Raw genomic sequence first — 25,857 nt, 5'->3', positions numbered from 1 at the left:
TTCCTGCCGCGGGCTTCCCCGGATCATCCGGTTCGCGCCATGATGCGCGCCTTGGACGAACATAGGGGGGCAGCTGCCATGAAAATTTCCGGTCGGATCATCGCGGGTCTGGCGACACTTGCCGCGCCGCTCGCCGCACAACCTCCGGCACAGGCGCAGGCGCAGGCACTCCGGCCCGATCAGGCCGCGTTCCGCGCGCTGTACCGGGAGATGGTCGAAACCGACACGAGCATCACCACCGGCAGCTGCACCGCGCTGGCCGACAAGGTCGAAACGCGGCTGAAGGCGGCGGGCTACACGGCTGCCCAGATCACGCGCTTCGCGGTGCCCGACCATCCGAAGGAAGGCGGGCTCGTCGTAAGCTTACCCGGCGCGTCGCGGACCGCGAAGCCGATCCTGCTGATCGGCCATATCGACGTCGTCGTCGCCAAGCGGGAGGACTGGACGCGCGATCCGTACAGGATGGTCGAGGAAAACGGCTATTTCTACGGCCGCGGCGTGCAGGACATGAAGGCGCTCGACGCGATCTGGGTCGATGCCATGATCCGGTTCCGCCAGACCGGCTACCGCCCGCAACGCACGATCAAGCTGGCGCTGACCTGCGGCGAGGAAACGAGCTGGGCGTTCAACGGGATTCAGTGGCTGGCCAGGAACCGGCCCGATCTGGTCGCCGCCGAATTCGCGCTGAACGAGGGCGGCGGCGGCCGGTCGGACGGCAAGGGGATGCTGGTCATCGCCAACATGCATGTCGGTGAAAAGAGCGCGATCAACTACCGGATCGAAGCGACCAATCCCGGCGGCCACAGCTCCGCCCCGGTCCGCGACAACGCGATCTACGAACTGGCCGACGCGATCGGCAGGCTGCGCGATTACGATTTCCCGTTGCAGCTGAACGACACGACCCGCGCCTATTTCCGCATCGCGGGCAAGGCGCGCGGCGATGCGATGGGCCGCGCGATGATGGCGATCGCCGCCGATCCGACCGACAAGGCGGCGGCCGCGCTGCTCGATACCGACCCCAGCTATCATTCCATGCTGCGCACCACCTGCGTCGCGACGCTGCTCGACGGCGGCCATGCCAACAACGCGCTGCCGCAACGCGCCGGCGTGAACGTCAATTGCCGCATCTTCCCCGGCGTGTCGCCGGATCAGGTGCGCGACATGCTCACCCGCGTCGTCGCCGATCCGCGCCTGACCGTGAAGCAGGTGGACGAACGCGGACCGGTCGCCGTGCCGCCGCCGCTTGATCCGAAGATCATCGGTCCCGCCGAAAAACTGCTCGCCCGCTATTATCCCGGCGTGCCGCTGTCGCCGCTCATGTCGACCGGCGCCACCGACGGCATCTTCCTCGAAGCGATCGGCATCCCGGTCTACGGTCCGCCCGGCCTGTACGGCGATCCCGACGGCAACGGCGCGCACGGGCTGAACGAACGCGCGATCGTGAAGGCGGTCTATACCGGGCGCGATTATCTGTACGACTTGGTGAAGATCTACGCCGGCTGACGGTCCGTGCCGGGGGCGGCTTGCACCGGGTGACGGGCCTGCTACCCCCGCCCCATGTCGCACCCCCATGTCACCCTACTCACCTATCAGGACGAGACCCTCGCCCGCCTTGCACTGCCTGGCGGCACGCTGCACGTCACGCGCGGGCTCGGCTCCGGCCTCGCGCGCCGCGCGGGCGACCCGGCCGGCATGATCTGGGCGATCGGTGATCGCGGCCCCAACCTGAAGATGCCGCTCGCCATCGAACGCTATGGCCTCGACCATCTGGCCGATCATGCCGCGACGCCGGGGGCCAAGCTGATGCCCTGTCCCGATGTCGGGCCGGCGATCGTGGAACTGCATGTCGGCGACCGCCACGTCACTTTACGGCGCACGCTGCCGCTGCGCGACGGAGCCGGGCGGACGCTGTCGGGCCTGCCGCCAGCCGGAACGGACGACCGCGCCGCCGAACCGGCGATCGACCTTGCCGGCCAGGTCCTGCCGCCCGATCCCGGCGGGGCGGATACCGAGGGCCTGGCCTGTACGCCCGATGGCGGCTTCTGGGTGGGCGACGAATATGGTCCGTCGCTGCTCCGCCTCGATCCCGACGGCACGGTGCGTGTCCGCTGGGTGCCCGCCGGTACGGAGGCGTCGTTCGCCGGGGCCGGCTATCCGGTCGTCGGCGCCTTGCCAGCGCTCGCCGCGCGCCGCCGGCTTAACCGCGGGTTCGAAGGGCTGGCGTTGTCCACCGACGGCCGCCGCCTCCACCTCGCCTTCCAGAGCCCGCTCGCCCATCCCGACGATGCCAGCGGCCGCCATGCCCGGCACGTCCGGTTCTGGACGCTGGATACCGCGGACGGCACGCTGCTCGCCGAACATGCCTACCGGCTCGACAAGCCGAAAAGCTTCCACCGCGACGCCGCGCAGGGCGACGTCGACCGCGCCGACGTCAAGCTGTGCGATCTGGCGACCACCGACGACGGCCGGCTGGTCGTGCTGGAACGCATCTCGGCGACGGCCAGGCTGTACGCGGTGACGCTCGACCCCGCCTGCGCGCTCGACCCGCGCTGGAGCGATCCCGCGACCCGCCCGACGCTTGAAACGCTCAGCGCCGACGGCACGCTCGATTGCCCGGTCCTCGCCAAGACGCTGCTCTTCTCGACCGACGACCATCCGGAAATCGGTGCCGACCTCGAAGGCCTTGTCTTCCTCGATGCGCGCAGCTGCCTGCTGGTCAACGACAACGACTTCGGCGTCGAAGGCGCTCCCACCCGCTTCTGGCGCGTCGAACTTTAAGGTGATGACCTTAGGTTGTCCCGTCCATCCCGAGCGCAGTCGAGGGACCCGTCGCGCGTAGCCGAGACGGCCAACAGCGCCCCTCGGCTACGCTCGGCATGGACGGGTCTTGCAATGCCCGTCTGAAGCAGCCCCACCGCGACCCCAAACACGTCCGCTACGCCGCGCAACACTTCTTGTGCTTCCGCCCCGACCCGCATGGGCAGGGATCGTTGCGCCCCACCTTTGCGACCTCCACCGCCGCCGCCCCGCCATCGGGCCTCACCTGCCCGGCGTAGAGCGTCCGGATATCGGCCACGATCAACCCCGGGGCCGCATCGCACAGCGCGTTGATCTCCGCACTGTCCAGTTCCGCCGCGTCGCCGGCCACGTCCACCAGCGTCCGCAGCGAAGACAGCGCGGCCATCGCCGCACCATCGCCCGGCACCGCGTCCCAGCCTTCGGCATGCGCCTCCATCCCCATCGCGAACCCGTCGATCCAGATTTCCCACAGGACCTCGCCGTTGCGCTCGTCAATATCGAACAGCGGTTGCGGCTTGCCGCGCGCGAGATCGCGGACGACCTCCTGGTGGCGCGCCGCGACCATGTCCGCGAACATCTGAACGTCGATCGGATCGTCGAACGGCGGCGCCTCGCCGTGCCCGCCGCCCCAGATCGGCGGCAACCACGCGGCCTGGTCGATCGCCTGCGGATGGACGGCGACGGCGGTCAGATACCCGTCCAGCTCGCTCAGCAGCATCGGATCGTCCATCGGCAGGTCGGCGAGTATCTCGTCGAGCCGGCGGAGGCGGGAGGGCAGTTTGGGCATGGATGCGGTCGCCTGTTGGGGATCGCGCGCCTTCTGGCCGAGTTCGCCGTACCCGTCGAGGTCGGCGATCACGGCATGCCGCGGAGTCAGTGCGCGGCTGCCGTCCGCAAAACCGGGCCGGACGGGGTCGCGACCGATATCGCCCAGAACAGGAAACCGCCCAGCGCCAGCGCCGCCCCGACCCAGCCGGTCGACGTCCAGCCATATCCCGCCGCGATCGCCATCCCGCCCAGCCACGGGCCCAGCGCGTTGGCGGTGTTGAACGCGCTGTGGTTCAGCGCAGCGGCCAGCCCCTGCGCATCCTGCGCGACGTCCATCAGCCGGGTCTGCAACACGGTGCCGAGCGCACCGCCCAGCCCCACCGCGAACACCGCCGGCAGGATCGACCAGAGATGCTCTGCCGATACGGTATAGATCGCCAGCGAGGCCGCGCTCCACAGCAACAGCAGGCCGGCCGTCGGCATCAGCGCGCGGTCCGCGAAGCGCGGCACGACGAGATTGCCCACCGTCATGCCCAGGCCGAAGATCGCCAGCACCATCGGCACCGTCGCGCCCGACGCACGCGTGACCTCGGTCAGCGTGGAGGCGAGGTAGGTATAGACCGCGAAGATACCGCCGAACCCGATCGCCCCGGTCGCCAGCGTCAGCCACACCTGCGGGCGGCGCAACGCCTGCAATTCGCGCAACGGGCTGGCACCCGCCTCGGCCGGCTGGCGCGGCACGAACGCCAGCACCATCGCCATCGTGGCGAACGCCAGCACCGCGACCACCCCGAACCCCCAGCGCCAGCCCAGCGCCTGCCCCAACCAGTTGGCGAACGGCACCCCCACGATCGTCGCGACGGTCAGCCCCAGCATGATCCGGCCCACCGCCTGCGTCCGCCGGTCGGCCGGCACCAGCGATGCGGCGACCAGCGATGCGATGCCGAAATAGGCGCCGTGCGGCAGGCCGCTCAGAAACCGGAACAGCAGCAGGCTGTGGAAATCCGGTGCGATCGCGCTCAACCCGTTGCCCAGCGCGAACAGCGCCATCAGCACGACCAGCACCGTCCGCCGGTCGAACCGCGCCGCGCCGACCGCCAGTAACGGCGCACCCACCACCACGCCCAGCGCATAGGCGCTGATGACATGTCCCGCGGTCGGTGCATCGATCCGCAATCCTTCGGCGAAGATCGGCAGCAGGCTCATCGTCGCGAACTCGGTCGTCCCGATCGCGAACCCGCCGAGCGCGAGCGCGAAATGAACCAGCCCCACCGGGTGCCGGCGCGGGGGAGAAATGGCTTCGACCATGATGTCCGTTTCGATGTTGCGGTGCAGCAGCATGCCATGTGGGATCGGACGGCCGGCGCACAAGGACCGCACCAGCGGGCCATGCCCGCTCCGGACGCTGCATGCTGCGCCCCCCCGCAAAACTACCCCATTGCATGGTCCTTCCCGATCACGCGCCTTGCGTCGAATCGGTCTAGCAGGACGATCAACACGAAGAGGGCGATGCCAGGATGATCGGGGCAGACAGCGAAGTGACGGCACAAGACGAAGAGCGGGACGACAACCCCTATCTGCAGCACCGCGCCGACTGGCACAGACAACGCGCACAGGAAGCGAAAGACGACAGCAGCCGGATCCTGCACCTGCAATTCACGCGGCTCTACGAAGCCAGAATTCAAAAGCGATCCTAGTACAAAAGGCCTAGCGGAACCGGCTTAAATACCAGGAACCACGCACCCGCACCCTGGTTCTGTCGGTCTACTCGGCCGCGATGGTATTTTCGGCCCCCTTGTGGAGCATCTTCCAATGAAGCCTATTCCGACCATCGTCATGCCACTCGCGCTGCTGGCCGGCCTCGCCGGATGCGCCGCCCCGGCAACCCGCATCTCGACCGGGCTCCAGCGTTACGGGCTCGACGCCGCGCGCGCCGATTGCGTCGGCGGACGGCTCCAGTCGCAGCTGTCGCTCGGCCAGTTGCAACGGCTGGGCAAGGCGGCCGCCGCCTACCGCGAAGGTGACACGACGCCCGGCGTGCTGACGCCGTCCGATCTGATCCGCGTCGCCACCGAACTGCGCGATCCGGCGATCGCACTGGAAGTCGGCAAGGCCGCGGCCACCTGCAACGTGCTGCCCTGATCCGGCGCTGCCCCTCTCCAGCAAACAGGAAGACATGATGAACAAGGACGAATTCCAGGGCGGTGTCCGCTATGTCGGCGGCAAGGTCGAAAAGACCGTCGGCGATACCGTGAACAGCCGCGACTGGCAGGTCGACGGCGTCGTCGACCAGGTCGCGGGCGGGGCGCAGAACCTGTACGGCCGCGCAAAGTCCGCGCTGGGCGATGCGATCGACGGCGCACCGGAACTGGCCGAACGGATCGGCGACGAAGCGCGCGAGACCGCCGATCGTGCGGCGGATGCGGCACGGCGCGGCGCACGCACCGTCCAGGCATCGGCCGAGGACTCGCCGTTGCTATGGGCACTGGGCGCGGCGGCGATCGGCTACGGCCTTGCCTGGTTGCTGCACGGCCGGCACGCCTGACGCGATGCGCGCCGCCCCCGTCCTGAAGTCGCTGCGCGACTCCGCCGATCTGCGCCACCTGCGGCAGATCATCGCGGGGCTCGACGAGGGCGTGATCCTGGTCGATCCGGACCAGTCCATCCTGTGGGCCAACGACGCCGCGCTCACGATGCACGGCGTCGACAGCGTCGCCGATTTCGGCGCCACGGTGGACGAGTATCGCGATCGGTTCCAGCTGCGCTACCGCAACAATCACCGGCTGAACGACGCGGACTACCCGATCGAACGCGTCGTCTCGGGCGAGGCGTTCTCCGAAGTGGTGGTCGAGGTCGCCGTGGCGGGCGAGGACGACCCGCGCTGGGTGCATCAGGTCCGCAGCCTGGTGCTGACCAACGATGCCGACGAACCCGAATGCCTCGTCATGATCATCCAGGACGTATCGGCGCGGTTCGAGGCGGAGGACCGGTTCGAACAGTCGTTCAACGCCAATCCCGCGCCCGCCGTCATCTGCCGGCTGTCCGACCTGCGGTTCGTGAAGGTGAACCAGGGGTTCCTCGACATGACGGGGCATGACCGCGACGGCGTCCTGTCGCGCACCGTCTACGATATCGACGTGCTGGCGCGTGCGGAAAAGCGCGCACTGGCAAAGGAACGGTTGTCCGAAGGCCGCACCATCCCGCAGATGGAGGCCGAACTGGACCGTCCGGACGGCGGCACGCGCCTGGTCATCGTCGCCGGCCAGCCGATCGAGATGGGTGAAGAGCCCTGCATGCTGTTCACCTTCGCCGATCTGGAACCACGGCGCGTGGCCGAAACCGCGCTGCGCCAGAGCGAGGAGCGCTTCACGCGGACCTTCTCGCTGGCGCCCGTGGCACTCGCCATCGGCACCCGCGACGGCCACCGGTTGTGCGACGTGAACGAAGCCTTCACCGGCCTGACCGGCTATGCCCCCGCCGACATCATCGGCCGCCCGCTGGGTCAGGTCGACCTGTGGGAAACCGCCACGGTGCGCGACGCGGTGGAGGCGGACATCGAAACCGGCCGCGCGATCCGCGACCGGGAAGTCCGGCTGCGGCCGAAGGACGGCGACGTCATCGACTGCGTCGTGTCGACCGAACCAATCCGGCTGGGTGACGAGGATTGCGTCCTGTGGGCGATGCGCGACGTCAGCACGCGCAAGGCGTCGGAACGCGAACTGGTGGGCGCGATCGATGCGGTGATGAAGGATACCAGCTGGCTCAGCCGCTCGATCATGGAGAAGCTCGCGCGGATCCGTGCGCCGCAGGCCGAACCGGCGGGTGTCGGGCTGGACGAACTCACGCCGCGGGAACGCGACGTGCTGGCGCTCATCTGCCGCGGGCTGGACGACAAGTCGATCGCGCGCGCGCTGGGCGTGTCCGGCAACACCGTGCGCAACCATGTCGCGCGCATCTATTCCAAGATCGGCGTCAACCGCCGCAACGCCGCCGCTGCCTGGGCACGCGCCCGCGGCTTCGACGGTGATTCCATGCCGGTCCCGCGGGTCGGTGCCGCAAACGTACGGGAAACTGCCGCATGACGAGCGAAAAAGACAAGGCCCGCGCCCGTCAGGCGAAGGGATCCGTGCAGGAGGCGATCGGCAAGATCATCGGCGACACCGCCGTCGAGAAGCGCGGATCGCGCGAACGCAAGGCCGGCGCGCGGCAATCCGATACCAAACACCCCACCCCGAAGGACGGCGACGACTGACGCCGCCCCCCGGGCATTTTTCAGAACGAACAGGAGTATACCATGGCTACCAATCCCAAACTCGGCTTCCCGCCGACCCAAGACGGCCGTCTCGTGCCGTCCGTACCCCGCATTTCCTGGGGCGCGATCTTCGCCGGCGTCGTACTGGCCATCGCGGTCCAGCTCGTCCTCGGCATCCTCGGCACCGGCATCGGGCTCAGCCTGGTCGATCCGGTCGAGGGCACGACGCCGGGTGCGGCCGGGTTCGGCATCGGCGCCGGCCTGTACTGGATCGTGACGACCATCGCCGCGCTCGGTGCCGGTGGCTATGCCGCGGCCCGCGTCGCAGGCGTGCATGACCGGTTCGACGGGCTCGTCCACGGCCTCGTCATGTGGGGCGTCACGCTGATCCTCACCCTCTATCTCCTGACCTCGGCCGTCGGCGGGATCATTGGCGGCGCGTTCCGCACCGTCGGTTCGGTCGCCTCCGCTGCCGGCACCGGCATCGGGGCCGCCGCACCCAAGGTGGCCGATGTCGCCAATGTGGATGTCGGCGACGTGCGCGAGCAGGCCGCCGCCTATCTGTCGACCGCGCCGTCCGACCCCGCGCAGATGACGCCGGAACAGGCGCAGAAGGAAATCGCCCTGGAACTGCCCGCGCTTGCCCGCGGCGGGTCCGACGGTGCCCAGGCCGAAAGCCGCATCGTCGATATCGTCGCGGCACAGCGCAAGGTTCCTCGTTCGGAGGCGCAGGCCGACGTGACGCGCGCCAAGGCGCAGTTCGTGAAGACCAAGAACGACACGATCGCCACCGCCAAGTCCGCGGCCGACACCGCCGCCGGCGCCGCCGCCAGCACGTCCTTCATGGTCGTGATCGCGCTGCTGATCGGGGCCGGTGCCGCCGGGTTCGGGGCCGTCGCCGCAACGCGCCGCCGGGTCTGATCCGGTACGGAGCCCGGCGACGCCTGGCTCCGTCTGCCCTTACGGGCGGTAGAGATTTTCGTGCCGGATCTCGGCGGTCTGGCGCGCAAGCGCATCCGGGCCGCCGAACTGGAACCCCAACTGCGACGCATAGGCGGCGCACATCCCGTATCGCGCATCGCGATCGGCGTCGGTCAGGGCGTGGCGGATCAAGGGTTCCATATTCGGCCGCGTGTCCGCCCGGCGCAGATAGGGCCAGTCTTCCCACAACAGAAATGGCAGCCCGGTCGCCGCCAGTGCATCGCGCACGACCCAGTGATCGACATGATCGCCGATCGCTAGCGGACCGAGCAATAGGCTGGGCGCAAGCTCGGCAAGCCGTTCGGACAACGCCGCCGCCAGCGGTTCGACCATGCCGTCGTCCTGCCGCCGCGAACCGAACAGCTCGGCCGCACTGGTATAACCGCGATGCGGTGCCTCCAGGAACGGGAGATGCACCGCGTCCGCACCGATCACCGCACAGGCGGCGTCGTCTTCCGCCCGCCGCAGCGCCATATAGTCGATATCCGGGCCAAGCCCCTTGTCGGTCTGGCACGCCAGCGCGAACCCCTGTGGCTGCGCGACGTTGCCGGTGAAGCACGTCACGATCGTCACCCGGTCCCCCGACCGCGCGCGCGCGGCGAGCAACCCGCCGACCGAAAAGGCCGCATCGTCCAGATGCGGCGAAATGGCGACGATATGGCTCACAACAGATGCGGCTCGGCGCGGAACCGGCACGGCGTCACCGCGATGCTTTCCGAGATTCCGGTCGCCGGCGTCGTGCCGCGCAACGCCGCGTAGATCTCCATGATCTGCCGCCCCACCGCATGCCAGCTATAGACACGCCGGCACTCCTCGAGCGCGGCCGCGCCCAGCCGCCGGCGCAGCCCTGCGTCGTTGACCAGGCGGGTCAGCGCCGCCGCCTGCGCCGCCACGTCGCCGGCCTCGACCAGCAGGCCGTTCTCCCCGTCCCGTACGCAATCGACCACCCCGACGGAGCGGCAGGACAACACTGCATGGCCACTCGCCATCGCTTCCAGGATCGTATTCGAGAACCCTTCCGCATAGGTCGGCGAAACGAACACGTCATGGTCGCGGTACAGGTCGGATACCCGGTCATATTCGGCATAGCCGCTGAAAGTCACGCGATCCGTCAGCCCCAGTTCCGCCGCCAGCGCCCTGGCCGGTTCCAGATCGGGACCGATTCCGGACACGGTGCAGCGCCAAGCGCCCTCTACGTCCGGCAGCGCGTGGAGCATGTCCAGCACGCCTTTCCGGCGATCGACCCGGCCATGATAGAACAGCCGCACCGGTCCGTCGGCCGCGCCGTCGCCGCCCGGTCCGGGCGTGAACCGGTCGGTATCGACCGCGCCCGGCACGATCGTGAACCGGTCCAGCGGCGTGCCGAGCCGCGCCTGGACCTCGCCCGCAAAGCTTCTTCCGCCGATCAGCAGCGCGCCGGCATGGTCCAGCACGCGCTCCATCGCGATGCGGTGCGTGGAACAGCAGGATCCGACCCAATGGCCGTCGCCGCCCTGGATCGACACGACGCACGGCACGCCGATCCGCTGCGCCGCGATCAGCGTCGCCCAGCCGGTCGGATACCCATATTGCGCATGCAGGATGTCGAACGGCGCGCGCGCATGTTCCGCCGCGATGGTCGCGGCGATCGTCTCGACGTCGCGTTCGAAATCGCCGCCAGCCTGTTCGCCGTGCGCTTCCAGCCCGATCACGCGCACGCCCGGCACCGCGGGCGGGGGGCCGCCGCCATAGACTTTGCGCCGTTCCGGATCGCCATAATATTGGCTGATCATCGTCACGTCGTGCCCCGCCGCGACCAGTTGGCGCAGCAGGTTGATCGCATAGATCGACATGCCCGAAATGGCGGGGAAGAAGCGCCGCGAAACGAAGCAGATCCTCATGCCAGGATCCTGCGCAGATAGGCGATCGATTCCGGGATGGCGGCATGCGCGCGCGGGCTTTCGCGCGACAGCTCGACGCAGACGAGGCCGGCGAACCCGATCTCCTCCAGCGCCTCCAGCACTGCGGGCATGTCCATGTCGCCCTGCCCGAACGGCAGATGCGTATGGTCGCCGCGCCGCATATCCTCGATCGCGACCGTCCCGATCCGGTCGGCATAGCGCCGGACCGCCACGTCGGGCGCGATATCCTGCGTCACCAGGCAATGCCCGGTGTCCAGCGCCAGCAGCAGCCGCGGATGCCGTTCCGCCAGCGCGGCATACTCGTCGACCGTCTCGATCAGCATGCCCGGTTCGGGCTCGAAACTCGCCTCCACCCCTCGCGCCTCCGCATGGTCCAGCACGCGCGCCAGCCCGTCGTCCAGCCATTCGCGCGCCTGCTCTGCATCGACATCCGGCTTCGGCACGCCGGCCCAGAACGACATCGTCTCGCTGTTCAGCATCGCCGCGATGTCCAGCGCGCGGCACAGGAACGCCACCCGCCGCGCGCGGCCGTCCGCGTCGCGCGACACCAGCGTCGGCTCATGCTTGTCGCGCGGGTCGAGCAGGTAGCGCGCGCCCGTCTCGATGACGCTGCCCAGCCGCAACGCCTGCAACAGCGCGGCCACCCGCTCTGCCTCCCGCGTCCAGCCATCGGCGAACGGATCGAGGTGATGATGGTCCAGCGTCAGCGCCACCCCGTCATAGCCCGCATCCGCGATCAGCCGCAGTGCGTCGTCCAGCCGGTGATTGGCCGCCCCGTTGGTATTATACGCGTAGCGCAGCGTCATCGCCCGCCCTCCTGCGCCACCGCGGCGACATGATGCGCCTCGGGCTCGCGGTACAACGGATAGAGCGGCCCGACGATCGCGTCCGCCGCACCCGTATCGAACAGCGGATGACCCAGCCGCTCGGCCTCGGCCGGGGTCAGCCGGATCGGCCGCAAGCGGTCGGTCGCCGCGCCGAACCGGACCAGCGGCGAATCCATCGCCAGCAGTTTCTCGGTGTTGCGCGCGCCGATCCGGTAGTAGCTCATCGTCTCCACCTCCATGCCCGGCACGATCACCTTCACGACGGTGACCGACCCGTCCGGCGGCGACATGTCGACATACAGGATGTCGAACCCCGCCGCCTCCACGGCCGCGCGGGCGCGGGCGGCGCGCGCATGGCCGTCCGCCGCCGCTTGCGTCGGCAACGCGTCGAACCGGTGGGTCGTCCGTTCGCACAGCACGCTGTCGGCCAGCCAGTCGCGCAGGGTCGCGGCATCCCGCCCGGTCCAGTCGCGCATCGCGTCGAATGCGCGCGTATCGCTCGATTTCGCCGCGCCGCCCGCCTGGGCCAGGAACCGCCGGACATAGCCGTCCGGCGCGACGCGGGCGACCAGTTCGGCCGGGCCGTGCGCGAACGCCTTGCGCGCCCGGCTCGCCGCATATTCGGTCAGGCACTTTTCCAGCGCCTGCACCCGGTCGGCATGGCACGCCTCGCCGCATGCGGTGACCATGATCGGCGCTGTTGGCGGTGCCGCCTCGTCGATCCCGACGCAATACAGGTTCGGCAACCCGAACTGGTCGGTGGCGAATTTCGGCATCGCGCGGATGCCGGCTGCCGCGAACCGATCGAGGATCGCCATCGTGGAGGGCGGCAATGCGCCATCAAGGTCCAGCATCACGCCCTGATCGAGCGCGCGGAACAGCAGCCCGTTGCCGTCGCGCTGCAATATCTCACACAGTCCGTGGCCCACCGCCCAGTCCAGGTCCGGTCCCGCCCCCATCCCGTTCGAGATGATCGTCGTGAACGGCCGGTATCCCGGCGCCAGTTCCTTGGCAGAATAGGCCGCAAGGTCGATCGGCACGAGCACGGTCGATCCATCGGCCCAGCGCTTGGCCGCCACCCAGTCGAGCACCGTATCGCGCCCGACCGCGGATCCGGCCGGCAGGCACAACGTCAGCGGATCGGCCACCGCCCGCTCGCCCAGGCTCGCCACCAGCGCGGTGTAGCTGCCCTGCGTCTTGGCGCGCGTGCCCAGCGTCAGCGTCGGCCACACCATCTCGGCGATCTCGCCCAGCCCGCCGAGCACGGCGGCTTCCTCGGTCGCGCCATATCCCACGCCGTACGGCATGATCCCGGCCAGCGCCGGATCCTCGGGGAACAGCGCCACCACCCACACCGGCAGGCCCAGCCGGTCCAGCGGATCGATCGGGAACGCGACCACGTCACCGGCCGGAAACGCATCGAGATAGCGGTGCGCCGCAGCACCCAGGCCGCCGGGCAACCCTGATCGCAGCCCCGACCTCATAGCCCCAGCCTCCGCACGCCCGGCATTCGTGCGAGCCCGTCGTCCAGTGCGGCCAGCGCGACCGTCCGGTCCACCTCCGGCGCATATTCGAAGGGGGTCAGCACGGCGTCGAATGCCAACGGAGCGATCGCGGCGCGGTACTGCGCCAGTTCGGCATGGGTCAGCGGAATATCCTTGTGGAACGCCTTGTGGCTCGAAATCGCGGTCGACCGGCCGTCCGCATCCTGGTCGATCTTGAACATGTCGCCGCAGAACAGTCGCCGGCCGGGCGCATCGTGCAGGCACGCCTGCCCTTCATAATGCCCGCCGACATGATGCAGCGTGTAACCGGGTTCCAGTTCCAGTGCCTCGTCATAGGGCACCGTCACGCGGAACGCCTTGGTCATGCGCAGGTCGTCCTTCTGGATCGCGACGACCGCCGGGTCGAACCGGCGTTGCAGCTGGAACAGCGCGCCATAGCCATGCGCATGGCTGGCCGCGAGGAACGCGATGCCGCCCAGCTGCGCGATCCGGTCCAGCATCGCGTCGGAATAATAGGGCGCCGCCTCGAACGCGATGTTCCCGCCGTCGCGCACGATCAGCCAGCCGGTGCCGGCCAGCCCCAGCGCCGGCGTCGTGGTGAACGCCCACAGGCCGGGCGCCACTTCCCGCGCGTCCCCGCCATGATGGGCCGCAACCTCCGGCTCGGCCAGGAACCGCCAGCCGTCCTCGGGCAGGTCGTTGCGCACGTCGGTGCACACCGGGCAATCGGGCGGCGCAAAATGGCGTTGCCAGAACCCGCAATTGCCGCAGGCGAACATACTCAAAGCCACGTCCGGGCCTCCTGATAAGCGCGATCGAACAGCCGCATCAACGCCAGGTCGCGCGGCATCGAGAAATCATGGGCGTCCCCCCGCGCCGCGGCCATGAAAGCGGCGGCCTGTGCGGCGAACGGCGATGTCGCGGCGTCGAACGGCACCGCCGTCTCGGTCCCGCTCGCGGCGCACCGGCGGGTCAGCGTGCCGCCCGCGGTCTGCCCCATTGTGTCGATCGCGATCAGCAGGCCGCTTTCGCCCAGCACCTCCAGCCGACGGCGGGGCAGCACCTCCGCGCAATTATAGGCGACATGACTCTGGAACAGCACGCCGGCCGCCGTCCGGCCGGTCAGCATCCCGCCATCGTCCACCGGATAGGCATGGATCCGCCGTTGCAGCATCACGTTCAGGTCGGTCAGCGGCTCGGCCAGCAACCGTTCCGCCAGGTCCAGCCCGTGCAGCGCCAGATCGATCACCGCGCCGCCGCCCGCGCGCACCGGGTCCGCCCGCCAATTGTCGTGCTCGCTGCCGTCGGGGGTCCAGTCCGGCGCGACCCAGCACGCATAGACGATCCGCACCGCAACCGGCCGCCCGATGTCGCCGCCCGCAATCGCATCCGCCATCGCACGGTGCGCCGGATGATGCCGCTGGTCGAATGCCGTGCCGTACAGCACGCCGCCCGCCACCGCCCCGGCCAGCGCCTCGGCCTGGCCCAGCGTCGCGGCGATCGGCTTCTCGCACAGCACCGGCACCCCCGCCCCGGCGGCTGCGCGCACCGGCCCGACATGCGCATCGTTCGGCGTGGCCACATACAGCAGATCGCACAGACCGGATGCCAGCATGGCCTCCGCGGTGCCGAACGCGACCAGTCCGGCCGCCTCCGCCAGCGCGCGGGCATGCGGGCTGGGGTCGGCCACCGCCGTCACGGTGCCGCCCGCCGCGCGGATCGCGGGCGCCATATGGTCGCGCGCCACCCAGCCATAACCCGCTATGCCCCAGCGCATCACCAGCGCTCCGGCAGGTCGACCATGCGGCGCAGGCGCACCGGGTCCGCCGTCGGCAGGGTCGCATCGTCCTGCGCCCACAGGCATCCCGCGCCATATTCGTCACGGTACAGGTCGGACGGCCAGCGCACGCCATCGCCCGCCAGCAACGGGTTCGGCCGCAACACCGCGTCCGGCATCGGCATGGCAAGGCCGTTCACCACGGCACGCGGCGCCGGCCCACCCTCGATCAGCGACCAGGCCTCCACCGCCGGGTCGTCCCGCCACCCGACCGCCACCGGCACGCTCCGTTCCATCAGCGCGCCCAGCAAAGCCGCCTCGTCATGCACGACCGCATCCGGAAACAGCGCGGCCCAGTCCGCCGCCGAACGTGCCGGCCCCTTCGCCCCGCCGCGATACCCGGCATTATGCAGATGGCTGATCGCCAGCACTCCGGCGTCCGCCGTCACGTCGCGCAACTGCTCTGCGACCCGCGCCTGTTCCGGCAGGAAATAGAAGGCGTCGTGGCACATCGTCAGGTCGAACCGCGCATCCGCGATCGGCCACGTCGCCGCCGCATCGAACACGACATAGTCGGCCAGCGGCGCGACCCAATGCCTGGCCAGCCAGCATTTGGCGAACACCACGTCCGCCCCCATACACGCCACGCCGCGCGCGCCCAGGTCGCGCAGATAATGGCCGATCCCGCACGCCAGTTCGAACGCAGCATAGGGTTCCGCCCAATGCGCCTCGATCAGCGCCAGCCCGGCCAGATAGGTCGGGTCGCTCCAGCGATAGGCGAAATAATCCGCCACCGGCCCCATCCGCAACAGCGCCATCGCCTCGCGCAGCGACAGCATGTCGCGCTCGCGCACCAGCCGCTTCAATTCGCGCAGGTCGGTCGCCGGCCCCGTCCACCACGCGTCCTGATCGGTCAGCAGCGCGACCAGCGCATCGTCCGGGCATCCGGCGTCGAGATGATCGAGCGCCACCGCCACCAGTCCCTCGCTTTCCACCCGCAGATAGGGAATGCCGTCCACCACCGGCCAGCGTTCTCCCGGTGCCGCCAGCGAATGGGGCGTATCGGGCATCAGGGCCCGACCGGTCAGCGGCGAACGGAAGCTCACGCCCGACCCGACAGGCCGGTCGTCGCGAGTATCTCGTCGTGGAATGCCTTGACCGGGCCGTCATGGACCAGCCCGTAATCGTCCAGCACAACGCCCATCGTCAGTCGCCCCGCGCGGGTATGCTGTTCGATCTCCAGCACGCGGTCCAGCACGTCCGCGACATGGAACGCGCGCGCCTCCGGTGTCTCGTCCCCACCGATCGGCGCCAGTGCGGCACGCACCGCCGCCGCCAGTTCCGGCACGTCGGCCAGTTCGCGATAGGCCGCCTCGCGGGCCTGCACGATGACCGTATCGAGCATGTCGCCCAGCAGCATCTCACCCGAATAGCCGCTGTCCGGCATGTCGGCATTGTGCAGGTGATGCGCCATCCCGGCAAGGAACACCGCGACCGGATCTGCCCCGTACCACGGACTTGCCACCACGCCGTACACCGCCACCATCAGGCAGTGCTCGGCATGGTTCTCGGCCGGCTGCAACATGATCCGCGGCTGGCCGGGACAGGTCACCCCCGCCCGCGGTTGGCGCGCCAGCTTGTCGACGAACGCCGGAACGTCCGCTGCATCCGGGCCGACCGCCGGCCGCCCGGACGACAGCGCCCCGCGCAACCGGGCGCGCAGCCCCGGGTCCATGTCCCCGGTCACCTCGTCGAAGCTGCGGTTCAGGATCACCACCGCCTGGTCGCCCGCCCCCAGCGCCCGCAACGTCGCCAGATCCAGATCGCCCAGCCGCGCCGCCACCAGCGCGGCCGCCACGACCTGTTTCATCACGTCCGCCGGCGCCTGCCCATCGACCAGCGCCGCCCAGCCGTCACGGAACAGCCGTTCCGCGATCGATCCCGCCGCGCATGCCGAATGGATGCGCTTCAGGTCGCCCAGTTCGCGGAAGAACGGCAGCGCCGCCGGGGACAGCATCGCCGGGGATCGGCCGCCGCTCACGCCTGCGTATCGCCCAGCCAGCGATCCAGGATCAGCTGCTGTTCCGGGAAACCGTGCACCGGCGCGCGGTCGCCGGTCATCTGCGGCAGCTTGAAGAACAGCCCCATCTGCTCCTGCACGCCGCCGTCCCCACGCTGCTGCGCCAGGTCCAGGCATCGTGCGATCTCGATCGCCAACGGGGCCGCCAGGATCGAATCCTTGCACAGGAAATTCAGCTTCAGCTGCATCTTCTGGCCCATGAAGCCGGTCAGGTCGATATTGTCCCACGCTTCCTTGTCGTCGCCGCGCGGCCGGTAATAATGGATCATCACGATATGATCCTCGACCGGATAGCCCAGAATCGAATCCAGCACGCTGCCCTTGGTGCCCAGCTTGCTTTCCAGCGACTTCGGATCGTCCAGCGCCAGCCCGTCCGAATTGCCCAGGATGTTGGTGGAGAACCAGCCGTCGACATGTAGCGCACGGTCGCGCAGCGCGGGTGCGATCACCGTCTTGATGAACGTCTGGCCGGTCTTGCCGTCCTTGCCTGCGACCGGGACGTTGCGTTCCGCCGCGAACTGCGCGAGCGGTGCCACGTCGGCGGCCACCGACGGCGTGAAATTGGCATAGGGCGTGCCTGCGTCGATCGATGCATAGGCATAGAGCATCGCCGGGCTGATCGCGCCGTCATCCGCATCCAGCCCGCGTTCGAACGCCTCGCGCGACTGCAGCGCTTCGTCGCTTGCGCCCGGCATCCGCTCGGTCGAGGCCAGGTTGATCACCACGACGCGGTCGAGCCCCTTCTCCTCCTTGAACCGGCGAAGATCCTCCTGGATCTGCCGCACCGCGGCGCGGTGTCCGCTTTCCATCTTGTTGCGGCCGTCGATATTGGCGCAGTGGCCGGTACTGCCCACGGCCTTCCAGGGGCGCATGTCGTTCAGCGTCGCTGCACCGTCCGCCAGTTCCTTCTCACCGATCACGCCGTGGCGCAGCGCGCAGGCGCCCAGCGTGTCATCGGCCAGGTCCCAGCCGCCGAACACCATGTCGCGATACGCGACCATCCCGGCCACGTCGCGGTCGGCCAGCGGCAACCCCTGGAAACTGTTCGATCCCGCCTTGATGAGTTCGATTCCGGCGATCGCGGTGGTGGCAACCGCCCCACCCACGCCCACGATCGCTACGCCCAGCCGCTCCGCCATTGCAAATTCCCTACTCGCCGGCCCGGTCAGGGCGGCTTCGAGGGCGGACCATGACCTGTTTTGCGACTATTTCGTCGCGAATGACGCATGATCCGGAAATAAGCCGGGTGGCCGGTTACATAGGTTCACTTGGTGGCCAGGATCGCATGATCCATGTCACCGATCGCCCCGATCGTGCCCGTGGGCGGCAGCCAGTCAGTGGCGACATGACTGTGCCGGTCCTGGAAATCGACCATCTGCGCCAGCCGTTCGACATCGTTGATGCGGATGACCTTGCCGACGCGCTCGACCAGCCCGGTTTCCGCCAGCGCCTTCAACGACCGGCTGACATGCGTCTTGGTCAGCCCGACCGCATCGCCCAGATCCTGCTGCGTCAGCGGCAGTTCGAACGTGGCGCCGTCCATCCCGTCCATGACCCGCAACCGCGACCGGATATCGAGCAGCAGCGTGGCGATCCGCGTGATGCCGTCGGTGCGCCCGACCGACGTCAGCCGGTCCGCCATCGCGACATGTTCCGATGCGCTCACCGCGTACAGCAGCGCGCCCAGCCGGGGATGGTCGCGGAACAGCCGGCCGAACGCCTGCCGCGGCATCTCGTACAGCATCGTCGCACTTACGGCGGTCAGCGTGGCGGCACTGCGCCCCCACGCGATCGAGAATGTGGTCGTCAGGTCGCCCACGAAATAGAAACGCAGGACCTGCCGCCCGCCGCCCTTCAGCCGCACCGATCCGTGCAGCCAGCCGCTGGCGACGACATAGAGCCGGTCGTTTTCCTCGCCTTCGTTGACGATCACGTCGCCCGCGCGAAAAACCCGTTCGCGCCGTTCGAGCCAGCGCAGCGCGTCACGTTCCGCATAGGTCAGCAGCAGATGCTGCGACAGGCGGGCTTCAAGCGGACTCTCCACAGTCATGACAACGCCATATCGACGCCAACGTGCAAAGCGACTCTTTTCTGGACGCGCACGCGTCCGTCCGCCGGCGCATGACGATTCCCGCGGGAAACGCCCGTCTAGGGCGACCTGTCGGGCGCAGTGGAAACGCCCCGCACCGCGGCTTCGAAGGGAATACCGTGCGGCGGTTCGCTCCGAACTCCTTGCGCTCCTGTGGCTAGTGGCGCGGCCTGTCCCAGGCTTTTTGCCCGACCAGCATGATGGCCGCCTGCAGGATTTCTTCCGATATCCGCACGGCTTCTTCCGGCGGCAGGGCAATGATTGGCCCCGGCATGCCGGACAGCATGACATGCGTATCGCTCGTCGCGATGGTAAGAGCGCCGTCGCCCGCCTCGGAAACCTCTACCATCGGACAACCCCGTACCGCTCGCGGACATACGGACCGCCGCAATCGCAGCCTACTCTTCCTTCCGTATACAGTATTAATCCAGGTTAAATGGCCCGGCGGTTTTTTCCGCTACGTCCCGCGCCATGTTCGTTGTAATCCTGTCAGATAGTTGCGTCGAACCCGCGCCCGCCGTGCGGGCTTGATCGCTATTCCGCTCCGGCTGGACCTCGACCGCGGCGTTGGCGATCTGCAGCGCGCCCCGCGCGGTCGCTCTTCCGGCCGACGCGACACGATGGGTCGGCCTTCTAGCGATCGGCAATTCGACGCGGTTCGACGCTTCGCCTTCCTGCGCAGGCATGCGCCGGGTATCCTGGAAAGCGGTGTCACTGGGCATAAAATTGCTTTCGGAGGCAAGCGGAGCGCGCTATTCCACAATCATCAACACCTGCTGAACGTTTGAATGATGACAGACCTGGATACCCGATCAGCATTGGAGCCCATCGATATTAACTTTAGACAATATACCATAACAATTTATATTTCCCGCATGTGTGATTAGACGGCCCTCGTGCTGAACCGATTCATCAAGAAGCTGCAGGATTTCGGACCGTTGTCGGTCGATGATATCGCTGCCCTGGAACGGATCAGTGCCGCGTACCGGCGTGTACCGGCGCGGACGGACCTGATCCGTGAAGGCGATCCGCCCACACACGTCATCGTGGTGCTGGAAGGATGGGCGCAACGCTACAAGATCCTGCCGAACGGCACGCGGCAGATCACCGCCTTCCTGATGCCGGGCGATTGCTGCGACCTGCATGTCGGCATGCTGGCGCAGATGGACCACAGCATCCAGACGGTGACGCCCGCCCGCATCGCGACCGTCCCCAGCCCGGACATGGACGGCCTGCTCGATCGGCATCGCAACATCCAGAAGGCGATGTACCGCGCGCAACTGACCGACGAAGGCACCCTGCGCGCCTGGATCGTCAGCATGGGCCGCCGCACCAGCATCGAACGCGTCGCGCATCTGATGTGCGAACTCTATCTACGCGCCAGCCGGATCGGACTGGTGCTGACCACCGAGTTCGAGCTTCCGCTGTCGCAGATTATTCTGGCGGACGCGCTCGGCATGACGCCGGTCCACATCAACCGTGTCCTGAAGGATCTCCGGTCGCAGGCCGCGATGTCGGTCAAGCGCGGCAGCATGGTCATCGTCAACCCGGTGCTGCTCGCCCAGATTGCGGGCTTCGACGAAAACTACCTTCATCGCCGGCTACGTACACCCAGCTGAGGCCGTCGATCGCGACTAGGCCGGCGTGGTCGTCCCGGTCGGTCGCGGATCGTTCCACGTTCCGTCGCCGCCCATCATGTGCGCGGACGCGGCATGCTGATGCAGCACCGCCAGGTTGACGTGCGCAAAGTGGCTTTCGTCGCACGTTGCTGCTTTCGCCCGGTCCAGTTCCTCGAAATACCGACGAAGATGATATGCGCTACCGTGTTGCTCGACCATGAAGACACTCCCTCCGGTTAGGTATTCTTGAATTACTTGATTTATCGATCGATACATTGACGTGGATAAGTAAATCGGAATTTAAAAATTCGGAACACGGCGAACTTGCAATCAAGATCGCATGCGTATCGTCGGTAATCGCTAATTACATTGATATATGTTGATGCGAATCTTTCAGAAAGACCTAAGCCGCCCAAGTGGCAACCGACTTGCTGCAGGCACTTCCATGCCCGGTAACCCCGGGGATTAGGCCGCAGGGGCTGACCGCGCTCTCGATCTATCACGATCTGGACCTGCCCTGGGACAAGCGCGGTCGAGTCGGTCGTCCGCGTGGCGCCCGCCCGTCTGCCGTGGAACAGGCTCGGCAGGGCATCATGGCGCGCCATTGTCGAATGGACCGAACGGTGTCACCGCCGCACCCGGTCCGCCATCGGTGCATTCCCCTGATCGGCAGCGACCGAGCTTGCCGACCGGCCGGCCGCATCGCGGATCGCCCGGTCGGCCCCGGCGGCAAGCAGCATCTCGACCTGTTTCGTCCGGTTGAACAGCGCCGCCATCATGAGTGCGGTCTGCCCGGCATTGTTGCGCGCGTTCACGTCGCATCCCGCCTTCAGCAGCCGTGCCGCGATCGCGTCCTCACCCTTGAAGGCCACGCCCATCTGCGCGGTATTGCCCTGGTCGCGGTCCGGGCGGCAGGCGTCGGCGCCCCTGGCGATCAGCGCGTCCACGGTCGCAAGCTGGCCGTTATATGCGGCCAGGATCAACGGCGTGAAACCCCGATCGTCCCGGCTGTCGATATCCGCCCCGGCCTTCACCAGCGGACCGATCAGGTCCGCCCGTCCCAGCCGCGCGGCCTCGAACAGCAATTGCTGGCGCCGCTCCGGCGACGGCAGCGTCGCGGGTGCGGCGGGCGGTGTGGCGGGTGCGCCCGGCGCGGCGGTCGCCATCAACAGGGCGGCAAGGAAAGTCAGCATCAGCGGTCCCGATCATCTGGAAGCACGACAGCGCCGGGATGCGGACGACCCGCACCCCGGCCCCGACCGTCAGCGGGCCGACTGGCCCGGGTTGGCGGCGCGGTAATCGCGCACCGCGCGCGCGACCTCCGCCAGCGGCACGTCGACCGCCGTCGCCAGCCGCGCGCCGAAATCGCGGTCCGCCTGGTAGAAATAGCTGACCATGATCGTCTTGGTCCGCGCGGCGGTGACGACGTTCAGATCGCCTGCCAGGTTGGTCACTAGGTCCGCCTTGTCCTGCGGCTTCAGCGCCCGGTAGAATGCGCCGGCCTGCGCGAAATTGTCGGTCTTGGCGATCGGCACGGCATCGACCGTCGCGTCGACGGCGTAGCGGGACGCGCGGAACCGCGCCGCGGTCGATTTCGCGGCGGTCGCGGCCGGGAAGTAATTCACGTCCGACGTCCGGTTATCGCGGTCGAGCTGGCCGTCCTGATTGTTGTTGACGACCGGCGCCAGCGGCCGGTTGACCGGCAGCTGCATCGCATTGGCACCGATCCGGTACCGCTGCGTATCCGAATAGGAGAATAGCCGCCCCTGCAACATGCGGTCGGGCGACGCCTCGATCCCCGGCACCAGGTTGGCCGGCGCGAATGCCGACTGCTCGGTATACTCGAAGAAGTTGGTCGGCACCTTGTTCAGCGTCATCTCGCCGATCTTGCGGAACGGCACGTTCAGCCACTCCTTGGTATCGTCGAACGGATTATAGTCGAGCCTGCCGAATTCGGACGCCTTCATGGTCTGTACCATCAGGTCCCAGGTCGGGAAATTGCCCTTCGCAATCTCGCCGTACAGGTCGTCGGTCAGGTAGTTCCAGCCCGCGATCGCGACTTGCGCGCCGTTCAGGTTTCGTACGCCCTGCCGACTGATCCAGCGGAACTTGGCGAACACCGTCTCCCCCTGTGCGTTCACCAGCTTGAACGCATGCACGCCGTTGCCGTCCATCGTGCGGTACGATGCGGGGGTGCCCAGGTTCGAATAGACATGCGCCAGCATGTTCGTCGCTTCCGGCGTGGCGGAAAAGAAGTCGAAGAACCGGTTCGGATCCTGCTTGTTCGTCACCGGCGACGGCTTCAGCGCATGGATCATGTCCGGAAACTGGATCGCATCGCGGATGAAGAAGATCGGCAGGTTGTTGCCGACCAGATCCCAGTTACCCTGGTCGGTGTAGAATTTGGTCGCGAAGCCGCGCGGATCGCGCAGGCTTTCCGGGCTGCCCGACGGATGGATCACGGTGGAAAAGCGCACGAACACCGGGGTCTGCTTGCCCGTCGCGAACAGCGATGCATTGGTAATGCCGGACAGGTCGGCCGTCGCGGTGAACACACCGTGCGCGCCGGTGCCGCGGGCATGCACGACACGCTCGGGCACCCGCTCGCGGTCGAAACGCGCCAGCTTCTCGATCAGCGTGGTGTCTTCGATCAGGACCGGGCCAAGGTCGCCCGCCGCCTTCGAATGGCGGTTCTCGCCGATCGGCGCGCCGTTGTCGCGGGTCATCTGCGGTGCGGCGGCGCTGCCGGCATCGCCGCGCGCCTCCACCGTGCCGGCGACGCCGGCCTGCGCGGCGGCCGGCTTGCCGGCACCGACGGGTGCGGCCGCGGTCGACATGCGGGTTTCGGCCTGCGTCTCGGCGGGCGTCACCGTCTGCGCGGTCGACGGCTGAACGATCGCGATCGCCGATCCGGCGGTCAGCAGCATCGCTGCCAACGGATGGCGGCTGGTCATATTTCTCATCTGAACCCCTTGGTCGTCACGGGCCACCTCTGCGGCCGGTGTGCGCGATACGCGACAGCGCCGCCTCCTGACCGAAGGGCGGACAACTGCCAAACCGGGGTTATCGGTCAGGGTGATCGACCCATCCGATCGGTCACCCGCCCCGCGCACGGCCGGGCGGCCCGCCGGCACAACGGTTTATCAACACTTTCCGGTTAGGCGGGGCCGCTGAGGAAGCGCCAGATCATGTTCGAGCTTTTCCGCCTGAGGTCCCGCACGCCGCCATCGGACGCATTCCTGCTTGAGCAGTATGCGACCCTGCGTCGCCAGATCCCGCTGATGTACGCGTTGATGTTCATCAACGTGCTGTTCCTGGGCATCGCGACCTTCCACGACGTGCCGCTGGGCATGAGCTTCGGCATACCCGTGGCGCTGTCGATCGTGATCGCCGTGCGCGCGCTGCTCTGGTTTCGCCGCCGCACGATCGTCGCCGCGCCGGCCGACATACAACGCTACCTGCGCGGCACGCTGATCACCGCCGGTTTGTTGAGCGCCATATTCGGCGGCTGGGGTTCGCTGCTGTTCTCCGAACAGGATCCTGTGCGCAGCGCGGCGATCGCGCTCTATGTCTTCGTCGGAGCGATGAGCTGCTGCTTCTGCATGCAGGCCCTGCCGCGGGCGGGCCATCTCATCCTGTTGCTCGGCGTCATGCCGGTGACGGTCCGGTTGCTGGTGTCGTCCGACTGGTCGTTGTTCACCGTGGGCACGAACTTCCTCGTCGTCGCCGCGCTGATCCTGCGCACGCTGACGACCAGCCACACAGGCTTCAAGCAGGTCCTCGAAACACGGTCCGGCATGATCGCGGAACAGGAACGGGCCCGCGCGGCGGAACGTATCGCGCAGGATCTGGCCTATCGCGATCCGTTGACCGGCCTGCGGAACCGCCGCGCGCTGAGCGAGCGGCTGGACCAGTTCGTCGCCTCCCGGCAGCCCACGCAACTCTGCCTGTTCATGCTCGACCTCGATCGTTTCAAGGAGATCAACGATTCGCACGGGCATGGCGCGGGCGACCGGCTGTTGCAGGCGGTGGCCAGCCGGCTGATCGCGATAGTCGGCGATCTGGGCCATGCCTACCGCCTGGGCGGGGACGAATTCGCCGTAACGATCGAAACCGCCCCGGACGGCAGCTTCGCGTCCACCGCGATGGCGGACCGCATGGTGCAGGACATGGCCGCGCCGTTCCTGATCCACGGCTTCACCCATCATATCAGCGCCAGCATCGGCATCTCGATCTTCCCCGCCGATGCCATCAGCCGCGAAATGCTGATGCAGCATGCCGACATCGCGATGTACGACGCCAAATCGCTCGGCCGTTCGCGCTACAGTTCGTTCGAACCAGCCATGGCCGCAAAGCTCGCCGCCCGTGCCGTCCTGGAACGCGAAATGCGCGTCGATCTGCCGGCAAACGCGTTCCAGCCGCATTATCAGCCGATCGTCAGCCTGGCCTCGGGCAGCATCGTCGGCTTCGAAATGCTCGCCCGCTGGAACCGTACGGACGGGGCGACGGTCGGCCCGGCGGAATTCATCCCGATCGTCGAGGAATGCGGCCTGATCGGCGAACTGACGCTGAAACTGCTGGACCAGGTCTGCATCGACGCGGCCGACTGGCCGAACGATCTGACCATCGCGATCAACGTCTCGCCCATCCAGTTCCGCGACCCGTGGTTCTCGGAAAAGATCCTGGCCGTCCTGACGCGGCGCGTCTTTCCGTCGCGGCGGATCAGCCTGGAAATCACCGAGAACGCGCTGATCTCCGATCCGATCGCGGCACAGCGGATCATCGAATCGCTCAAGAACCAGGGCATGGCGCTGGCGCTCGACGATTTCGGGACCGGCTATTCCTCGCTCCAGCATCTGCGCATGCTGCCGTTCGACAAGCTGAAGATCGACCGTTCGTTCGTCCGCAACGTCGATCGCGACGACGGGGCGTATCAGATGGTCTCGGCCATCATCCGGCTGGCCGACAGCCTGAAACTCAGTGTCGTCGCCGAAGGGGTGGAAAGCCTGTCGGTCTGCCAGACGCTCCAGCGGCTCGGCTGCCGGGAGGCGCAGGGCTATCTGTTCGGCAAGGCGATGAGCGCGGTCGACACGAACCTGCTGCTGCATTCCAGCCGTTACCGCTGGCCCACCGCGCCCCCCGGCCCCGGCCATTCCCTGCTCGCGACCGCCCCCGAACCCGCAACCCTCGTGCGGGAGTCGCGCCTGACCGGCTAGGCAGATGACGTCAGGTTTATCCGTTCCCTCAATCCCGCTGAGT

At 67.9% G+C, this 25,857-nt stretch carries 27 protein-coding genes; 10 read left to right on the top strand and 17 right to left on the bottom strand.

The genetic code is table 11. From position 1 onward, the window contains the following. Nucleotides 1–78 precede the first annotated feature (78 nt). Nucleotides 79–1,503 (top strand): M20/M25/M40 family metallo-hydrolase, encoded by a 1,425-nt coding sequence (locus tag BKY59_RS00715; RefSeq protein ID WP_206361995.1) that lies wholly within the window; start codon nt 79–81, stop codon nt 1,501–1,503. A gap of 54 nt (nt 1,504–1,557) precedes the next feature. Then, on the top strand, nt 1,558–2,778 hold the full coding sequence (locus tag BKY59_RS00710) for an esterase-like activity of phytase family protein (RefSeq protein WP_076068183.1): 1,221 nt from the start codon (nt 1,558–1,560) through the stop codon (nt 2,776–2,778). Between the two features lie 157 nt (nt 2,779–2,935). Here BKY59_RS00710 and BKY59_RS00705 read toward each other — a convergent pair whose 3' ends face one another. Together BKY59_RS00705 and BKY59_RS00700 are read right to left on the bottom strand one after the other, a co-directional pair. Then, nucleotides 2,936–3,658: a UPF0149 family protein gene (locus BKY59_RS00705; RefSeq protein WP_240499898.1), complete on the bottom strand. Its 723-nt coding sequence runs from the start codon at nt 3,656–3,658 to the stop codon at nt 2,936–2,938. A 14-nt stretch (nt 3,659–3,672) separates the two neighbouring features. Then, entirely contained in the window at nt 3,673–4,875 is a 1,203-nt protein-coding gene (locus BKY59_RS00700) for an MFS transporter (protein ID WP_076068206.1), read from the bottom strand. Between the two features lie 209 nt (nt 4,876–5,084). Between BKY59_RS00700 and BKY59_RS17185 the strand changes: the two genes are divergently transcribed. From BKY59_RS17185 to BKY59_RS00675, 6 genes are all read left to right on the top strand, one after another. Further along, a complete protein-coding gene (locus tag BKY59_RS17185) occupies nt 5,085–5,264 on the top strand; it encodes a hypothetical protein (protein WP_129586142.1) in 180 nt (59 codons plus the stop codon). A 115-nt stretch (nt 5,265–5,379) separates the two neighbouring features. Continuing rightward, nucleotides 5,380–5,709 (top strand): hypothetical protein, encoded by a 330-nt coding sequence (locus BKY59_RS00690; RefSeq protein ID WP_076068181.1) that lies wholly within the window; start codon nt 5,380–5,382, stop codon nt 5,707–5,709. 34 nt (nt 5,710–5,743) lie between these two features. Then, nucleotides 5,744–6,112, top strand: a complete 369-nt coding sequence (locus BKY59_RS00685; protein ID WP_240499897.1) for a CsbD family protein — start codon at nt 5,744–5,746, stop codon at nt 6,110–6,112. 4 nt (nt 6,113–6,116) lie between these two features. Continuing rightward, nucleotides 6,117–7,649 carry a PAS domain S-box protein gene (locus tag BKY59_RS00680; RefSeq protein WP_076068180.1) on the top strand — a complete coding sequence of 511 codons (1,533 nt, stop codon included), beginning with the start codon at nt 6,117–6,119 and terminating at the stop codon, nt 7,647–7,649. Beyond that, entirely contained in the window at nt 7,646–7,819 is a 174-nt protein-coding gene (locus BKY59_RS17550; RefSeq protein WP_165374774.1) for a hypothetical protein, read from the top strand. Before BKY59_RS00680 ends, BKY59_RS17550 begins: the two co-directional genes overlap by 4 nt. A gap of 42 nt (nt 7,820–7,861) precedes the next feature. After that, nucleotides 7,862–8,740, top strand: a complete 879-nt coding sequence (locus BKY59_RS00675) for a hypothetical protein (protein ID WP_076068179.1) — start codon at nt 7,862–7,864, stop codon at nt 8,738–8,740. Nucleotides 8,741–8,779: 39 nt separating this feature from the next. On the opposite strand, the gene BKY59_RS00670 is transcribed toward BKY59_RS00675, so the two are convergent. The 12 genes from BKY59_RS00670 to BKY59_RS00615 form a co-directional block, all read right to left on the bottom strand. Beyond that, a complete protein-coding gene (locus tag BKY59_RS00670) occupies nt 8,780–9,466 on the bottom strand; it encodes a PIG-L deacetylase family protein (protein WP_076068178.1) in 687 nt (228 codons plus the stop codon). Then, nucleotides 9,463–10,680, bottom strand: coding sequence for a glycosyltransferase family 4 protein (locus BKY59_RS00665; RefSeq protein WP_076068177.1), 1,218 nt, complete (start codon nt 10,678–10,680; stop codon nt 9,463–9,465). The genes BKY59_RS00670 and BKY59_RS00665 overlap by 4 nt, the downstream gene beginning before the upstream one ends. Further along, entirely contained in the window at nt 10,677–11,507 is an 831-nt protein-coding gene (locus BKY59_RS00660; protein ID WP_076068176.1) for a sugar phosphate isomerase/epimerase family protein, read from the bottom strand. The genes BKY59_RS00665 and BKY59_RS00660 overlap by 4 nt, the downstream gene beginning before the upstream one ends. After that, complete coding sequence (locus tag BKY59_RS00655) at nt 11,504–13,012, bottom strand: YcaO-like family protein (RefSeq protein WP_076068175.1); 1,509 nt, start codon at nt 13,010–13,012, stop codon at nt 11,504–11,506. Before BKY59_RS00655 ends, BKY59_RS00660 begins: the two co-directional genes overlap by 4 nt. Further along, nucleotides 13,009–13,824, bottom strand: coding sequence for an MBL fold metallo-hydrolase (locus BKY59_RS00650; protein WP_076068174.1), 816 nt, complete (start codon nt 13,822–13,824; stop codon nt 13,009–13,011). The genes BKY59_RS00655 and BKY59_RS00650 overlap by 4 nt, the downstream gene beginning before the upstream one ends. Next, nucleotides 13,815–14,810, bottom strand: a complete 996-nt coding sequence (locus tag BKY59_RS00645; RefSeq protein WP_076068173.1) for a Gfo/Idh/MocA family protein — start codon at nt 14,808–14,810, stop codon at nt 13,815–13,817. The genes BKY59_RS00650 and BKY59_RS00645 overlap by 10 nt, the downstream gene beginning before the upstream one ends. Then, nucleotides 14,810–15,880: a class I SAM-dependent methyltransferase gene (locus tag BKY59_RS00640; RefSeq protein WP_076068204.1), complete on the bottom strand. Its 1,071-nt coding sequence runs from the start codon at nt 15,878–15,880 to the stop codon at nt 14,810–14,812. Before BKY59_RS00640 ends, BKY59_RS00645 begins: the two co-directional genes overlap by 1 nt. Before the next feature lie 32 nt (nt 15,881–15,912). Next, the gene (locus BKY59_RS00635; RefSeq protein ID WP_240499896.1) at nt 15,913–16,851 is read right to left on the bottom strand and encodes an HD domain-containing protein; all 939 of its coding nucleotides are present in this window, start codon (nt 16,849–16,851) and stop codon (nt 15,913–15,915) included. Next, nucleotides 16,848–18,029 carry an inositol-3-phosphate synthase gene (locus tag BKY59_RS00630; protein ID WP_076068171.1) on the bottom strand — a complete coding sequence of 394 codons (1,182 nt, stop codon included), beginning with the start codon at nt 18,027–18,029 and terminating at the stop codon, nt 16,848–16,850. The genes BKY59_RS00635 and BKY59_RS00630 overlap by 4 nt, the downstream gene beginning before the upstream one ends. Nucleotides 18,030–18,154: 125 nt before the next feature. Beyond that, on the bottom strand, nt 18,155–18,940 hold the full coding sequence (locus tag BKY59_RS00625) for a Crp/Fnr family transcriptional regulator (RefSeq protein WP_076068170.1): 786 nt from the start codon (nt 18,938–18,940) through the stop codon (nt 18,155–18,157). Nucleotides 18,941–19,136: 196 nt separating this feature from the next. Then, nucleotides 19,137–19,265 (bottom strand): hypothetical protein, encoded by a 129-nt coding sequence (locus tag BKY59_RS18180; protein WP_276205469.1) that lies wholly within the window; start codon nt 19,263–19,265, stop codon nt 19,137–19,139. A gap of 136 nt (nt 19,266–19,401) precedes the next feature. Continuing rightward, on the bottom strand, nt 19,402–19,701 hold the full coding sequence (locus BKY59_RS00615) for a hypothetical protein (protein WP_129586140.1): 300 nt from the start codon (nt 19,699–19,701) through the stop codon (nt 19,402–19,404). Nucleotides 19,702–19,875: 174 nt separating this feature from the next. Here BKY59_RS00615 and BKY59_RS00610 point away from each other — a divergent pair, with 174 nt between their 5' ends. Beyond that, nucleotides 19,876–20,598, top strand: coding sequence for a Crp/Fnr family transcriptional regulator (locus BKY59_RS00610; RefSeq protein WP_240499895.1), 723 nt, complete (start codon nt 19,876–19,878; stop codon nt 20,596–20,598). Nucleotides 20,599–20,613: 15 nt separating this feature from the next. Here BKY59_RS00610 and BKY59_RS00605 read toward each other — a convergent pair whose 3' ends face one another. From BKY59_RS00605 to BKY59_RS00595, 3 genes are all read right to left on the bottom strand, one after another. Beyond that, complete coding sequence (locus BKY59_RS00605) at nt 20,614–20,817, bottom strand: hypothetical protein (protein ID WP_076068167.1); 204 nt, start codon at nt 20,815–20,817, stop codon at nt 20,614–20,616. A gap of 407 nt (nt 20,818–21,224) precedes the next feature. Beyond that, entirely contained in the window at nt 21,225–21,791 is a 567-nt protein-coding gene (locus BKY59_RS00600; protein WP_083671792.1) for an ankyrin repeat domain-containing protein, read from the bottom strand. 69 nt (nt 21,792–21,860) lie between these two features. Next, the gene (locus BKY59_RS00595) at nt 21,861–23,561 is read right to left on the bottom strand and encodes a catalase (protein WP_076068166.1); all 1,701 of its coding nucleotides are present in this window, start codon (nt 23,559–23,561) and stop codon (nt 21,861–21,863) included. Nucleotides 23,562–23,786: 225 nt separating this feature from the next. Between BKY59_RS00595 and BKY59_RS00590 the strand changes: the two genes are divergently transcribed. Continuing rightward, a complete protein-coding gene (locus BKY59_RS00590) occupies nt 23,787–25,814 on the top strand; it encodes a putative bifunctional diguanylate cyclase/phosphodiesterase (RefSeq protein ID WP_076068165.1) in 2,028 nt (675 codons plus the stop codon). The last annotated feature ends 43 nt before the right edge of the window (nt 25,815–25,857 follow it).

This window comes from Sphingomonas montana (genome assembly GCF_001956315.1).
GTDB lineage: Bacteria > Pseudomonadota > Alphaproteobacteria > Sphingomonadales > Sphingomonadaceae > Sphingomonas_R > Sphingomonas_R montana.
The sequence above is the reverse complement of the archived record's forward strand: the minus strand, read 5'-3'. Positions and strand labels throughout refer to the sequence as shown.